The sequence below is a fragment of the Salinivibrio siamensis genome (assembly GCF_001996005.1).
Classification (GTDB): domain Bacteria; phylum Pseudomonadota; class Gammaproteobacteria; order Enterobacterales; family Vibrionaceae; genus Salinivibrio; species Salinivibrio siamensis.
The window spans coordinates 56,883-71,206 of sequence record NZ_MUFB01000006.1 but is presented as its reverse complement, the minus strand read 5'-3'; the positions used below and the strand labels follow the sequence as shown (position 1 = coordinate 71,206).

Sequence of the window (14,324 nt, the reverse complement as noted above, 5' to 3'; positions counted from 1 at the left end):
CGCGTAATCGGCAACCGCATAGTGAGACATTAATCATTGTCCACCCCCAAAAGCTCGCCAATATCGGCAGCAGGGGCTGGACGACGATATAAATAACCTTGCCCAAAGGTGCAGCCTAGCTCATGCAATATGGCTTGTTGATGTAGCGTTTCTATTCCTTCTGCCACCACGCCGATCCCGAGACTATCCGCCATCGCTATCATCGCTGACACAATCGCGACTTCTTCTTCGTCGGGAGACTGGCTTTGAATATCTTTGATAAAGTGACGGTCAATTTTTAGTTTCGAGATCGGATAACGTTTTAGATACGCCATGGACGAGTAGCCCGTCCCAAAATCATCGATCGCTATCCCGACACCTTTCTCACGCAATTGTTCGAGAACACGCAGCGCATTGGCTTGGTTTTCGATCAAGGTGTTTTCCGTGATTTCCAGCTCTAAAAAGCGTGGATCGGCGCCGGTGCATGCGATGGCTTCGGCCACCACCTGGATGAAAGTAACATCCGCGAGGTTACGCGGTGAAATATTCACGGCCATGGAGATCGGCGCCCCCGCATCATGCCAAGCCTTTAGTTGGCGACAGCCGGTTTCCACCACCCATCGCGTGATATCATGAATGATTGAACGCTCTTCGGCGACCTCGATAAAATGAATGGGAGACAGCAAGCCGCGCTCAGGATGATGCCAGCGCAATAATGCCTCGACACCCACAATCTGCCCCGTCACCAGATCCACTTGCGGCTGGTAAAAGAGCTCCAGTTCTTCATTTTGCACACATTGGCGTAACTCCACCGCCAAACGTAGCTTGTGGTTGGCATCAATGGTCAACGCATCATCATAGAACGCATAGGTGTTGCGGCCCGATTTTTTGGCGTGATACATGGCCGAATCGGCGAATGTGAGGAGCTCTTCCGTACTCGACGTATCGTCTGGGTATCGCGCAATACCAATGCTTACCCCGATTTGCGCATCAATGCCGCCATCGAGGACAAACAAACGGTTCATGGCATGGATCACGTTTTCAGACAAGCGAATACACGCGGTGTCATCAGTGTGAATCAAACGAAGAATGACAAACTCATCGCCCCCCAAACGAGCCAAGGTGTCACCTTCATCAAGCAAACCATGCAGGCGCTCACTGACCAACTTCAATAGTGCGTCGCCCACCGCATGGCCATGGCTGTCATTAACGAATTTAAACTGGTCGAGATCCAGAAACATCAAGGCTATCTGATTGCGCTGAACGGACTGCATGTTCATCGCTTGACGAACACGGGATGTTAGCAACAGACGATTCGGTAACCCAGTCAGCGCGTCATAATGGGCCAAATCAATCAACTTTTTCTCCGAGTCCTTAAGTTTAGTGATGTCAGAGAAGACACCAATATAGTTAACGACCTCCCCGCTATCGTCTTTCACTACGCTAATAGAAAGCAATTGGGGATATACCACGCCATCTTTACGTCGATTCCATATTTCGCCTTTCCAACGCCCTTCGTCGGCGATTTGTTGCCACATCTCACTGAAAAACGCGTGATCATGACGCCCTGAGTTCAAAATGGCTGGCGTGGCACCCAGCACTTCTTCCTCTTTATACCCAGTAATCGCGCTAAATCCGCCATTTACCGTGACAATCCTTCCCGCCGCATCGGTAATCAGCACCCCTTCACTGGACTGCTCAAATATTTTTGCATTCAGCATGAGCTTTCTCTCTACTTCAAGACGTTCTGACACATCATGAATGACAGAAAAAAGCAGCTTGGCATGGCCAATGGTGATCGGTGAAGAATGGACTTCCACTTGCCGCACCTCACCACTTTTAAGCCGATGCGAGAAGATAAAACAATTTTTCGCACGCTGTTGCGCCTGAGAAAGGCTTTCTTTAAGGGTACTATCGGTTTGAGTATTGATATCACTGATCCGCATCGACGTCAGAGCAGCATGGTCATAGCCATAAAACTGCTGCGCGCTGTCATTAGCATCAAGAATGTCGCCCGTTTTCGCATCGAGGAGCATCATCACCGCGTCGTGACGTTTAAAAATGCTTCTGAAGCGGTAGCTATCATCCACCACACGCCCTATTGATTGGGCAAAACTACGCCCCGCGTTGTAGCGGCCATACAGGCCACCCAGCCAAAAAAGCAAAATAATCGTACCGACAACCCATACCGTGGGGTGAGGATGCAGCCCTTTCCATCCCGATTGCGGTACCCCCAGTAAACGCCAATCCCCCGAAGGCAAATTGACCGTGACCGTCTCAGGCGACTGGCTTAGTACCGACGTGTCACCATAAACCGTGGTAAATACCTGGTCAGATTCGCGTTTTTCCTGTAATACCGCGCGGACAGGATAGTTTTCTCCTTGCTTAAAACTAGCGGAGAACAAACCATCGATATCTAATACCGTGGATAACACCCCCCAAGGCAGACCGGTGTTTTGGTTGACTATTGACTGCCTGGCAATCAACGCCGTCCCACCTTGTATGAGCTCAACAGGGCCCGAAATGACAGGCTGTCTCGACCCATAAGCCGCACGAACACTCTCTAATTGCTCGGGAATATCATGATAATGAGTGCCCAATAAGGAGGACTCTAACGTGTTAGGGTAGACGTGGCTGATCACCCAGTTTCGCGCCGCGCCAAAATTAAGAATATAGGGGGTTTTGTCTTTGAGCTGGCCCGCAAATCGGGAAAAATCCTTTTGGTCCAAATCAGGGTTAAGGCTGATGTAAGTAGCGAGTCCGTGACTTAAATCCAAATTCTGTGTCACTTTCAGCTCAATACGCGAGCGATAAGCCAGCAGCGCCCGTTGCACCTCTTTCACTTCTTGGTCATGCGCTTGTTGGTAGAGCCAAAACTCCACTGAGGCCACTGAGAAAGCAAAGACCAAAATGGAAATAAGCACATTATAAACAAACCCCACTCGCGCGGAGCGGCGTGCAACTTTATCAAGCGCTGAGGGAACAGCTTGCTGCATGACGTGATATAACCTTATTTCGCGCGGCTAGCGGAGCGAAAAGTAACCAAATTTCAGATGTAGCACGTGATTATAAAGGGCGTGAATAGTTTCGCCAGTATTACTATTAGGTTTCACAACATTGCGCATAAACAGTATGCTTGATGGGGCTTTTCTATCAATCGGTTACGCCTCTCACTTAACGTAACCACACCAACGCCGATGGCAAACAAGGAGTGTGCATGGCAATCACCATCGAGTACGGCGTACTACTGGTCAGCTTAGGGCTGATCGCAGGGATTATTAATACGCTGGCGGGCGGCGGCTCGAACTTAACCTTACCCGCGTTGATGGTGATGGGCATGCCGGCTGATGTCGCTAACGCCACCAATCGTGTAGCGGTTTGGTTACAGTGTGTATCTGGCATGTCAGGCTTTCGCCAACACAATAAGCTAGAGACACAAGACATTATCCCCGTTTTGATCCCCAATTTACTCGGTGGCCTTTGCGGTGCATTAGCCGCCGCTTGGCTCCCGACCAGCTGGGTGAAACCCTTGTTGCTTGGTACCTTACTGACCATGACGCTGGTGATGCTGATTAAACCTGCGACCTTTGGCCCCCCAGAGGGAACACCGACAAAACGCGTGAAAGATACGCCCATGGCTTGGTTGGGTCTCTTACTGGCTGGCTTCTATGGCGGCTTCGTGCAAGCCGGGGTAGGATTTGTACTACTGGCAGCGCTGTGCGGCACACTGCACTACGACTTAGTGCGTGGCAATGCGCTCAAGCTGGCCTGTACGCTCGCTTTTACGACGTTATCCTTAGTGGTGTTTATTGCCGATGACCTGGTGCGCTGGGTTCCCGGATTAATATTGGCATTGGGCGCCATGCTAGGGGCACGGGTTGCGGTACGCTTTGCCATTTCCGCCAACCCCAAGGTGCTAAAAGTCTTCTTATTTGTGATGACCTTGATCGGCTGCATCGCCGCCTATGCGTTCTAACGCCCGGCCTGTGTGTCAGGTGGCCGCATGACCAGGCGCGACACTTGCTCACCGGCTACGCAATATACCGCTGCATGAGGCTATCTCGTGGCTTTGCGTGTGCGTTTTGTGGCACGCGTTGATGTCGCCGTTGACTTTTGATTAGCAGCCGGCTTTGCTTTCGTTGTTCGCTTTCGGTAGCCGGACGTACGCCGCCCTTTACGCGTGAAAGATTTAGAGGGGGCGGCAGGCAAGTCGCTTAACGAGGCCGGCGGTGGCGATGTTTTCACGGTTTCAATTAAGCCTGTCACTTGTGCCGTTAATCCTTGCATAAAAGGATGATATCCACACTGACGATCCGCCATATCTTGCAGTTGCCGCTCCCAATCCGCCGTCATATCCGGATATGTGGCACTGTCTGGCAGTGCGGCGATAAGCCCTTTACCACTGGCGCTGGCGTGTAACGTTTTTCCTTGCCGCGTTAATAACCCACGTTTCACCAATAACTCAATGATACCCGCACGGGTTGCTTCGGTGCCTAAGCCGTCAGTCTCACGCAATATCTCTTTCAGGGCTTTGTTTTGTACATAGCGACCAATGCCTGTCATCGCTTGCAGCAGGGTCGATTCCGTAAACGCCGCAGGCGGCTCTGTCATGCAATCTTTAATCTCACCGCGTTCACAGCGTTCTTGATCGCCTTTATTCATCAGCGGCAAGGGGGCGGCGTCACTGTCAGCCGTTTGTCGAGTCGGCAACAAAGCACGCCAGCCTGCTAACGTCAGCACCTTCCCTTTGGCGATAAAACAGCCGCCTGCGATATCAAATATGAGCTTGCCTTCCGCGTATTCGGCAGCAGGGTAAAACTGCATCACGTATTGGCGTGCGATGAGCTGATAAATCTTTGCTTCATCGGCTGACAAGCTTGTCGGCGCGACTTTCGCCGTGGGGATAATCGCATGATGAGCGCCTACTTTACTGTCGTTCCATGCCTTACCTTTACGCTGAGGATCAGCCTCATCACATGCCTGGCTAAGCGCCTCACAGCCTTGCTTAATGGCACCGAGTATCTTATTTGCCTCGGCGAAATGGCCTTTGGGCAAATAACGACAGTCTGAGCGCGGATAAGTGATCAATTTGTGGCGTTCGTAAAGCTGTTGGCACACATCCAGTGCTTTTTGCGCACTAAAACCAAACCGCTTTGAAGCGTCAATTTGTAATGCCGACAAATTGTACGGCAACGGCGCGGCCTGTTTGCGTTGTTGACGCTCCGCTTCAGTGACGGTCGCGATTTGTCCTGCGATGCGTTGTGCGACATTTTCTGCCAAGGGACGAGACAGGACGCGTCCCTGTTCATCTTGCCACTTTGCACATGCCTCACTGGGCTGCCAACGTGCCCGTATCTCTCCCTCTGGATGAGCAATGATCGCATCCAGTTGAAAAAATGGGTGTGGCACAAAGCTGTCTATCGCCTGATCACGGCGCACCACCAGCCCTAACACTGGCGTTTGCACACGTCCGACTGATAACACGCCTTGGTAGCCGGCCTGTTTCCCTAACAAGGTATACGCGCGAGACAAATTCATCCCATACAACCAGTCGGCGCGTGAGCGCGCTAAGGCAGATACGGACAGAGGCATATAGGCTTTGTTGTCTTGCAGTTGCGCGAGGGCCTTTTTCACCGCAGAAAGGTTTAAATCACTGATTAGAAGGCGTTTTATGTTGGATTTTTTGTTAGCACTGACCTTGGCGTAATCAATCACTTCATCAACCAACAGCTGCCCTTCTCGATCGGGATCGCCCGCGTGCACCAATTGGTCAAACTGCTTGATCAGCTTTTTAACAATAGCCAGTTGCGCCGCGGCGGCTTGACGAGGACGGAGCTGCCATTTTTCAGGCACAATAGGCAGATCAGCCAGATCCCACTTTTTATAGCGGCTGTCATACGCATCCGGCTCAACCTGCTCCAGTAAATGGCCGATACACCAGGTCACCACGTCGCCTTGAGCGGTCTCGATGTAACCTTTGTGATTTTTGTGCGGTTTGGGTAATCCAGCCGCAATTGCGCGTCCGAGACTGGGTTTTTCCGCTATAAACAATCGTGCCATGACAAAGCCTTTTTAACCGTCGCTGAGCGCATGGTATGCAAAGGCCGATCAGGGCGCAATAAAAAACCTGTACATATGCACAGGTTTTTCGAGGTGAGCGCGATGGGTATTCACTCAGAGATAAGTGACATACTTGCTGGCATCGCGCTTTGGGGCATTGGCTGGGGCGCAATCAGGCGTCCCTAAGTATAAAAAGCCCACAATCTGATCGTCACCTTCTACCGACAGCGCGTCGCGCACAGCAGGATGATAAGCAAAGGCGCCAGTGCGCCAAAACCCTTGAAAGCCCTGCGCGACAGCGGCCATTTGCATCGCTTGCGTGGCACATCCCGCCGAGATATGTTGCTCAATGGTAGGAACTTTATCGTGCGGACGCGTACGGGCAATCACTGCGACCACCATAGGCGCTCGAAACGGGGCGTTACGCGCTTTCTCAATCGCCGCCTCATCCGCGCCATTGGTTTGTGCGGCGTCGGCAAGAATGGTGGAAAGCCGGGTGAGCCCCTCACCTTCACAGATCACAAATTGCCATGGCGTCAACGCGCCATGATCAGGGGCGCGCAGCCCTGCTTGAATAATGTTTTCAAGCACGTCACCGCTCGGTGCGGGCGCGGCGAGACGCGGTATCGAGCGGCGCTGTAAGAGCAATTCAAGTGCGTCCATGATTCATCCTTTTTACCGTTAAACGGCCATGTATAACTCGGTGATCACAGGTTAACACAGCCAGGAACGGATAAAATCGTGCAAAGTGTATGGATTTAGAGCGCCAACGCCGTTTCAATCCCTTGGCGAATCGCACGTTTCGCGTCCAATTCGCCCGCATGCTCTGCGCCGCCAATCAAATGGTAAGACACCTTCGCCTCATCCAACTGCTCAGCGAGCTGGTTAACGGACTCTTGCCCTGCACACAAGATGATCTCAGTGGCAGGAATCAAGTGCGCCTCGTCTTTGATACTGACGTGCAGCCCCTCATCATCAATTTTGTGATAGGTCACCCCTCCTACAAGATTCACACCCCGTTTTTGCAAGGTTTTACGATGGATCCAGCCAGTGGTTTTGCCCGGCCCTTTGCCAACACGTCCCTCGCGGCGCTGTAGCACCCACACCTGCTTATCGCTATGGGTATCATGGCCAGGATACAAGCCGCCTTCGTGGCTTATGGTTTTATCAATGCCCCACTCTTTAAGCCAATCATCCAAGCTTTGATCGCTGGGCTCGGTGATCATGGTGGCAACATCGACCCCAATGCCTCCCGCACCAATGATGGCAACATGGCTGCCAAGGGCTGGCTTCTCGCGAATAAACGTTTGGTAATCAATCACTTTTGGATGGTCGATACCTTCAATCGCGGGGCGACGCGGTTTGACGCCTGTTGCGATAACAATGTCGTCGAATTCGCGCAAGGCGTCCACATCCACAGACTGATTGAGTGTCACCGTCACCCCCGCTTTTTCTAGCCTTCGAAGGTAATAGCGAATGGTTTCTTTAAACTCTTCTTTTCCTGGAATGGCCATCGCCAAATTAAATTGCCCGCCTAGACGATCCGACTTTTCGAATAGGGTCACGTCATGACCCCGCTCAGCCGCTTCGGTGGCACAGCTAATCCCTGCCATGCCTCCCCCAATCACCGCTACTCGTTTCACTTGCCGAACAGGCGTCGCCACTAGTTCCGTTTCGTAACAGGCTTTCGGGTTCACCAGGCAGCTTGCCCGTTTTCCTTTGAACACGTGATCTAAGCAGGCTTGGTTACAAGCAATACACGTATTGATGTCATCCGGCTGTCCCGCCTTAGCTTTGGCAACAAACTCCGCATCGGCCAAAAAGGGTCGTGCCATCGATACCATATCCGCCTGCCCGCTCGCCAAAATCGATTCGGCGACCTCCGGTGTATTAATGCGGTTACAAGTGACTAGGGGCACCGACACTTCACCTTTAAGTTTTTCGGTCACCCAGCTAAACGCACCACGTGGTACCTGGGTGGCAATGGTGGGCACGCGCGCTTCATGCCAACCGATCCCCGTATTGATAATGGTCACGCCCGCTTGTTCAAGGCCTTTGGCTAAGGCAACCACATCCTCGAAGGTATTGCCTTGCTCGACCAAGTCCAGCATCGATAGGCGGAATATCACGATAAAGTCGTCGCCAGCAGCCTGACGGACCGCACGCATCACTTCAACGGCAAAGCGCATTCGATTGTCAACCGCCCCGCCCCACTGGTCATACCGACGATTAGCGCGGTGACAGAAAAATTGGTTAATGAGGTATCCTTCCGATCCCATGATCTCGACGCCATCATAGCCCGCTTCTCGGGCGAGCGCGGCACTGCGACCAAAGGCTTTAATCGTGCGCCAAATCGCCCGCTCACTCATTTCAAACGGGGTGAATTTACTGATAGGTGCGCGAATGGCTGACGCACTTTGCGCGAAAGGATGAAAGGCATAACGCCCCGCATGCAGAAGCTGAAGCGCAATTTTCCCGCCATTGGCATGGACCGCTTCAGTGATGGCACGATGTGCACGTGCCGCGCGTCCGGAGCTAAATTGCGCGCTAAATGGGGTCAAGCGACCGCGAAAATTGGGCGAGAAGCCACCTGTGACAATCAACCCTACATCGCCTTTCGCACGCTCGGCGTAGAAGGCCGCTAGCTTTTTAAAACCATCGTTTGCTTCTTCAAGCCCAGTATGCATAGAGCCCATTAGAACCCGATTTTTTAGGGTGGTAAACCCAAGGTCGAGTGGGGCTAGCATGTGGGGATAAGGGTGCTGTTCCATTGCTTGCTCACTTATTGTTTGTGGTCTGACCAGACTATAGCGCTGACAGATACGTGATTTCAAACATTCGTTTACAAGTTAGCAACATGGTGTCGCGATTTATGATCTAGGTAGGACTTTCACCCAGTATTAGCGTATATCGACAATCGCTAGCACCTATCGCTCTTGGCTCTGATCAGCTAGGATATCAGCGACATGCACCGATGGACTCAAGTATGAAAAAACTGTTCCGCTTTATTGCATCCCTTTTTAAATGGCTGTGGCGTGCGCTCAGTTTCGCGCGGCAGCTTTTGTTAAACGTCCTTTTCATAGGCGTGATTGTTGCCATCTACTTTGCGCTCACCTCAGAAACACCCCTAACGCCCAAAAAAGAGGCAGAGTCCGTGAAGGTGGCACAGTCTGATCCCGAGCCACGCGCGCTTTTGCTGAATATTGATGGCCCGATTGTTGAACAGCGTCAACGGCTTAGCCCAATTGATACGCTGTCGCGCAACGCGCTCGGCCAGCCGGTTGAAAGTGAAAATGTGTTGTTTGACATTGTCGACACCATACGCCATGCCGCCACCGACGAGCAGATCAATGGGATTGTACTCAGCCTAGGCGACATGCCGTCCACCAGCTTGACCAAGCTGAGGTATATCGCCAAAGCCATCAATACGTTTAAAGAGAGTGGCAAACCCGTGATTGCCATCGGCGGCACCTATAGCCAAAGCCAGTACTATTTGGCCAGCTATGCCGATGAAGTGTTGATGTCACCTGATGGCATGGTGATGCTGCAAGGCTATGGCAGCTACAACCTTTACTGGAAGGACTTACTCGATAAATTGGATGTCTCTACCCATGTGTTTCGTGTGGGGACGTATAAATCGTTTGTTGAGCCTTACACGCGCAACAACATGTCTGATCCCGCCCRCGAGGCGAATCAAGCCTGGCTATCTCAGCTGTGGGATGCTTATGTGCGCGATGTCGCTGAGAACCGCGGTATCCAAGCCGATATGCTGTCTCCCAGCGCTGAGCAACTCCTCACTCGATTACGCCGTTTCGAAGGTGACTTCGCCGCATTATCTAAAGACGTGGGAATCGTTGATAAGTTAATGACACGCCAGCAAATCCGTCGCTATCTCGCCGAGACGTTCGGGAGCGATGGCAAAGACAGCTTTGAATACACAGGTTATTACGATTACCTGCCGAAGATACAAAATGGGTTTAGCTTGCCAGGCAACAATAACATTGCCGTCGTCGTCGCCAGCGGCCCCATCATGGACGGGCAACAACGCCCGGGTACGGTGGGGGGGGATACCACCGCAGCCTTGCTTCGCGATGCGCGCCTAGACAACAGTGTTAAAGCCGTGGTGCTACGTGTTGATAGCCCGGGAGGCAGCGCTTTCGCCTCTGAAGTCATTCGTAATGAGGTGGATGCATTGCGTGAGGCAGGCAAACCCGTGGTGGTTTCCATGTCAAGCGTCGCCGCCTCCGGTGGATATTGGCTATCGGCCAGTGCCGACCAAATCATAGCTCAACCGACGACGATCACTGGTTCAATTGGTATTTTTAGCCTATTCACTACCTTTGAGAACACGCTAGATGATTTGGGTATCCAGTCGGATGGTGTGGGCACCACCCCGTTTGCCGGAGTGGGGCTGACTCGCGCTCTCCCTGATGAGGTAGGAGAAATCATGCAACTCGGCATCGAGCACGGCTATCACCGCTTCCTCTCCGTTGTCAGTAACCACCGTAACATGTCGATGGAACAAGCCGATCAGGTCGCGCAAGGCCGCGTCTGGACGGGACAAGACGCATTGAATCTCGGCCTAGTGGATAAGTTAGGTGACTTTGACGATGCGGTATCAACCGCTGCCGAACTCGCTGGCATTGAGAACTACCAGCTCGATTGGATGCAACAGCCACTCACACCCTTCGAGCAGTTTATTAATGACATGCTCGGACAAAGTGCGAGTGTACTTGGCAAGACGGTCCAGGCGAACATGCCATCGATAGCGCAACAACTGGCGTCGTCACCACAGTGGCAGTCATTGACCTTGTTGGAAAAATTTAACGACCCGCAAGGGCGTTACTTATTCTGCTTGAACTGTCAGTACCAATAAAATCGACTAGCCCTGACCAGACAGTCAGGGCTTTTTCCTGTTTTTCTTCTATTCTGTGTGCCGCTCGGTGTTATCGATGTAATCGTTACATGTATACTGTGCCCACGCTCATTTAATGCAGATTTGACATGATGGAACGTAAACACATTTATATCGCTTACACAGGTGGCACGATCGGTATGCAAAAATCCGATCATGGGTATGTCCCTGTGTCAGGTTTTCTTCAACAACAATTGGAGAAAATGCCCGAATTCCATCGTCCAGAAATGCCGCTTTTTACTATTCATGAGTACGAACCACTCATTGATTCATCGGATATGACGCCAACGGATTGGCAACGGATTGCGGACGATATTGGCGAGAATTATCATCAGTACGATGGCTTTGTGATCTTACATGGTACCGACACCATGGCTTACACCGCGTCAGCCCTGTCGTTCATGCTTGAAAACCTAGAAAAGCCAGTGATCGTGACCGGCTCGCAAATTCCGATCGCAGAGTTACGCTCAGATGGGCAAGCCAATCTATTAAATGCACTTCATATTGCGGCCAATTATCCGGTCAATGAAGTGACCTTGTTTTTCAATAACCAGTTATTACGTGGCAATCGCAGTACCAAGTCCCATGCCGATGGCTTTAATGCCTTTACCTCGCCCAACCTACCCGCGCTGCTTGAAGCCGGCATTCATATCGAGGTAAAAGCAGATAAGCTTAACCAGCCATCCGTCGGCCCGTTTAAAGTGCATACCATCAATGATCAACCGGTTGCGGTGATCATGATGTACCCCGGTATCTCTCCCGATGTGGTGAAAAACGCACTCAAGCAGCCGGTCAATGCCATGATTTTGTTAACCTTTGGAGTGGGCAATGCGCCCCAGCAGCCCGAACTACTGGACTTGCTCAAACAAGCCACCGATCGTGGCGTCTTGGTGCTTAACTTGACCCAGTGCTTGGCGGGACGCGTGAATATGGGCGGTTATGCCACAGGCTGTGCATTGGCTGACGCTGGCGTATTGAGCGGCTACGACATGACGCCAGAAGCGGCGTTGGCTAAGCTTCATTTCCTGCTTAGTCAGTCCTTGCCGTTTGAGACCCTACGTACCTTGGTACAAAAAGATCTCCGCGGTGAACTCAGCTATTACTGATGCGTTGCTATCCAAGCAAATCACTCAGTGTGTGACGCCGGCAAGGTTGCCGGCGTTTTTATTTGCTAACGTATAGACAGAGCCAATCATTTTATATTGGTTGCTACTCAAAGGAGCGCAAAATGAGGGTATTACATGGTGACTCATTGTCGCCGCATACAAGGAAGATCGCACTCGCATTGAGATTGAAACATCTCACCTATCAACTCGCGCCTACCTCGCCCTTTGAGGCGCATGAACGTGTCATTCATCACCCACCGATGCAAACGGTGGTCGCGCTCGCCGAAGCATCACATACCATTTACCAAGACACAGTGATTACGGCCTACCTAGATGATGCCTATCCTGATCCGCTGCTTTATCCCGGTAACCCCACCCATCGCGCCGAGATTCGCTGGATTGAATGGTTTTGTCGCTATCAGCTTGATCCCTTAATCACAGATACCTTGTTTTATCAGCGGGTAGTACGCGGGCATATTTTAGACAAAACGGTGGATCACCAAGCGGTGAACCAAGCCCTGCAAACATTACCCGCATGCTGCCAATATTTAGGTGAGCAGGTAAAGGCAATGCCCACCCAGACAGTGACGATGGCGAGTATCAGTGTGTGGAGTCTGTTTCGTTGCGCAAAAATGGCAGGATTGGTGCTGGACGACCGATTCGCCGCACTGAGTGATTACCTCTCAGCCCTCGACCAACACCCTTTGTTCGATGCCTATGCGCAGGAAGAAAATCATCAATTAACGCCGTTTTTCGCCAGCCCGATTAGCCTAGCGACAATCTAGGTATCAGCATGCTAATGGCCGATTCAATGATAGATGCGGCCATCGCCGTGATCGCTGATCGCTAGTGCTTTGTGTGACTGTCCTGAGTCGTAACCTCAATTCGAGCTTCGTCTGGACGAGCGAATTCACGCTTCAGTTCCGCTTTCGATTTCCACGTCACATTGCCCCCTTTCGCGACGGTCATGTGTTGGGGCTGGCTGTTGTGACGTGATTGATACAACATAACGGCTTGCAAGGCCTGGTCACGTTGCGCTTGGTTTAAGCTGGTACCGTCTGGCCATTTGCCCGTCTCCACGGCATAGCACAACCGATCATATACTTCAGGCGTCATTGCCTTTAACACTTGTTCAATATCCATGATTACCTCTTGGCGATCCTCATTAGACTATTATGCCTGAACTTGGTGGGTGGACGGCATGCTTGGTTCAGTGCGCTTTATCACGCTTTAGACCATCAACTACACTCAAAGATCACGTATACTCATCGCAACTGACTCAGGATACGATAAACCATGGATTTACGATTACTCACGCGTTGTTTTTACCCATTGGGTCTGATTGCGAGTTTACTGCTACTCGCCGGCTGTGAAGGTGAACCGACCACGAATCAAGTCTGCGAAACCCACCCAGAGCTATGTGCAGGACTGAACACCGGTGATGGGCAATGCCGATTTGAGCGCTCTGATTTGATTTTCGATCGCTTATCTGTCTATCAAAACCCCACCGATATGAACAAGCTGGCCGAGCTTAAACAAACCAAAGTCTACCTGCGCTGCATGGAACTGGTGGCAGAAATTGAGCCCACCACCTTAAAAGAACGCAAAACTAAGCGTACCGAGGCGGTATATCATGCTTACGACGCCATTGAGCGACTAGAGAACGAACTGAAAGAATCTTACCAACCGCCCGTGATTTACTATCGCTGGTCTCAAGGCGATAACAGTGCGTTACCACAGTTTTTAAAGCTAGAGGGAACACGCCACCTCGAAACGCCACAATTGCAGCTCGGACTTGCCACCTATTATGTGTCACGCAACAAAGCGAAAACGGTAGAGATCCTACTCCATGCATTGTCGCTTTATGACGGTGACAATGACACGGTTCGCAAAGAGGTGATCCCAGAAGCAATTAAGTCACTGGCGACCACTAATCATGCGCTAAAACGCTTTGAACATGCTTACTTGTGGGCAAAAGTGGGGGAAAGTTACAATCTTCCGATTGCGCGCGGTGATCGCCTCGCTCGGCTCTATCCATTGACAGAGCAGCAGCAAAAATCGCTACAACGTCTGGCGTTCGAGATCGCCGCCGCCATCGAAGACGGTGAGTTCGAAGCAACCTTGCTACAAGCAATCGACAAAGAGACTCAAGCATCCTCGTAGACAGCTAGCCTCACCACTTCCGTGCAGCCCTTGTACCCGCATGCTGCACGGATGAGGCCGCCTTTGTTCCCGACTATCGCTTGTCATACCAGTTTAACTTT

The 14,324-nt window shown here is 51.5% G+C and carries 10 protein-coding genes; 5 read left to right on the top strand and 5 right to left on the bottom strand.

From position 1 onward, the window contains the following. Positions 1–29: 29 nt before the first annotated feature. On the bottom strand, positions 30–2,975 hold the full coding sequence (locus BZG73_RS04700; RefSeq protein WP_077667721.1) for a bifunctional diguanylate cyclase/phosphodiesterase: 2,946 nt from the start codon (positions 2,973–2,975) through the stop codon (positions 30–32). Positions 2,976–3,196: 221 nt separating this feature from the next. Between BZG73_RS04700 and BZG73_RS04695 the strand changes: the two genes are divergently transcribed. Continuing rightward, on the top strand, positions 3,197–3,955 hold the full coding sequence (locus BZG73_RS04695) for a sulfite exporter TauE/SafE family protein (RefSeq protein ID WP_077667720.1): 759 nt from the start codon (positions 3,197–3,199) through the stop codon (positions 3,953–3,955). Positions 3,956–4,035: 80 nt separating this feature from the next. Here the strand turns inward: BZG73_RS04695 and BZG73_RS04690 are convergent, their stop codons facing one another. The 3 genes from BZG73_RS04690 to BZG73_RS04680 form a co-directional block, all read right to left on the bottom strand. Beyond that, on the bottom strand, positions 4,036–6,039 hold the full coding sequence (locus BZG73_RS04690; RefSeq protein ID WP_077667719.1) for a DNA topoisomerase III: 2,004 nt from the start codon (positions 6,037–6,039) through the stop codon (positions 4,036–4,038). A gap of 114 nt (positions 6,040–6,153) precedes the next feature. Then, complete coding sequence (locus BZG73_RS04685; RefSeq protein ID WP_077667718.1) at positions 6,154–6,702, bottom strand: NAD(P)H nitroreductase; 549 nt, start codon at positions 6,700–6,702, stop codon at positions 6,154–6,156. A gap of 95 nt (positions 6,703–6,797) precedes the next feature. Further along, on the bottom strand, positions 6,798–8,810 hold the full coding sequence (locus BZG73_RS04680; protein WP_077667717.1) for an NADPH-dependent 2,4-dienoyl-CoA reductase: 2,013 nt from the start codon (positions 8,808–8,810) through the stop codon (positions 6,798–6,800). A 215-nt stretch (positions 8,811–9,025) separates the two neighbouring features. Here BZG73_RS04680 and sppA point away from each other — a divergent pair, with 215 nt between their 5' ends. From sppA to BZG73_RS04665, 3 genes are all read left to right on the top strand, one after another. After that, positions 9,026–10,915: a signal peptide peptidase SppA gene (sppA, locus tag BZG73_RS04675; protein ID WP_077667716.1), complete on the top strand. Its 1,890-nt coding sequence runs from the start codon at positions 9,026–9,028 to the stop codon at positions 10,913–10,915. Between the two features lie 131 nt (positions 10,916–11,046). Then, a complete protein-coding gene (gene ansA / locus BZG73_RS04670; RefSeq protein WP_046075464.1) occupies positions 11,047–12,060 on the top strand; it encodes an asparaginase in 1,014 nt (337 codons plus the stop codon). 122 nt (positions 12,061–12,182) lie between these two features. Next, positions 12,183–12,845, top strand: a complete 663-nt coding sequence (locus BZG73_RS04665) for a glutathione S-transferase family protein (protein WP_077578062.1) — start codon at positions 12,183–12,185, stop codon at positions 12,843–12,845. A 61-nt stretch (positions 12,846–12,906) separates the two neighbouring features. On the opposite strand, the gene BZG73_RS04660 is transcribed toward BZG73_RS04665, so the two are convergent. Then, positions 12,907–13,203, bottom strand: coding sequence for a YeaC family protein (locus BZG73_RS04660; RefSeq protein ID WP_046075290.1), 297 nt, complete (start codon positions 13,201–13,203; stop codon positions 12,907–12,909). Positions 13,204–13,356: 153 nt separating this feature from the next. On the opposite strand from BZG73_RS04660, the gene BZG73_RS04655 reads away from it, so the two are divergent. Continuing rightward, positions 13,357–14,223: a DUF2989 domain-containing protein gene (locus BZG73_RS04655; RefSeq protein WP_077606897.1), complete on the top strand. Its 867-nt coding sequence runs from the start codon at positions 13,357–13,359 to the stop codon at positions 14,221–14,223. Positions 14,224–14,324: the final 101 nt, after the last annotated feature.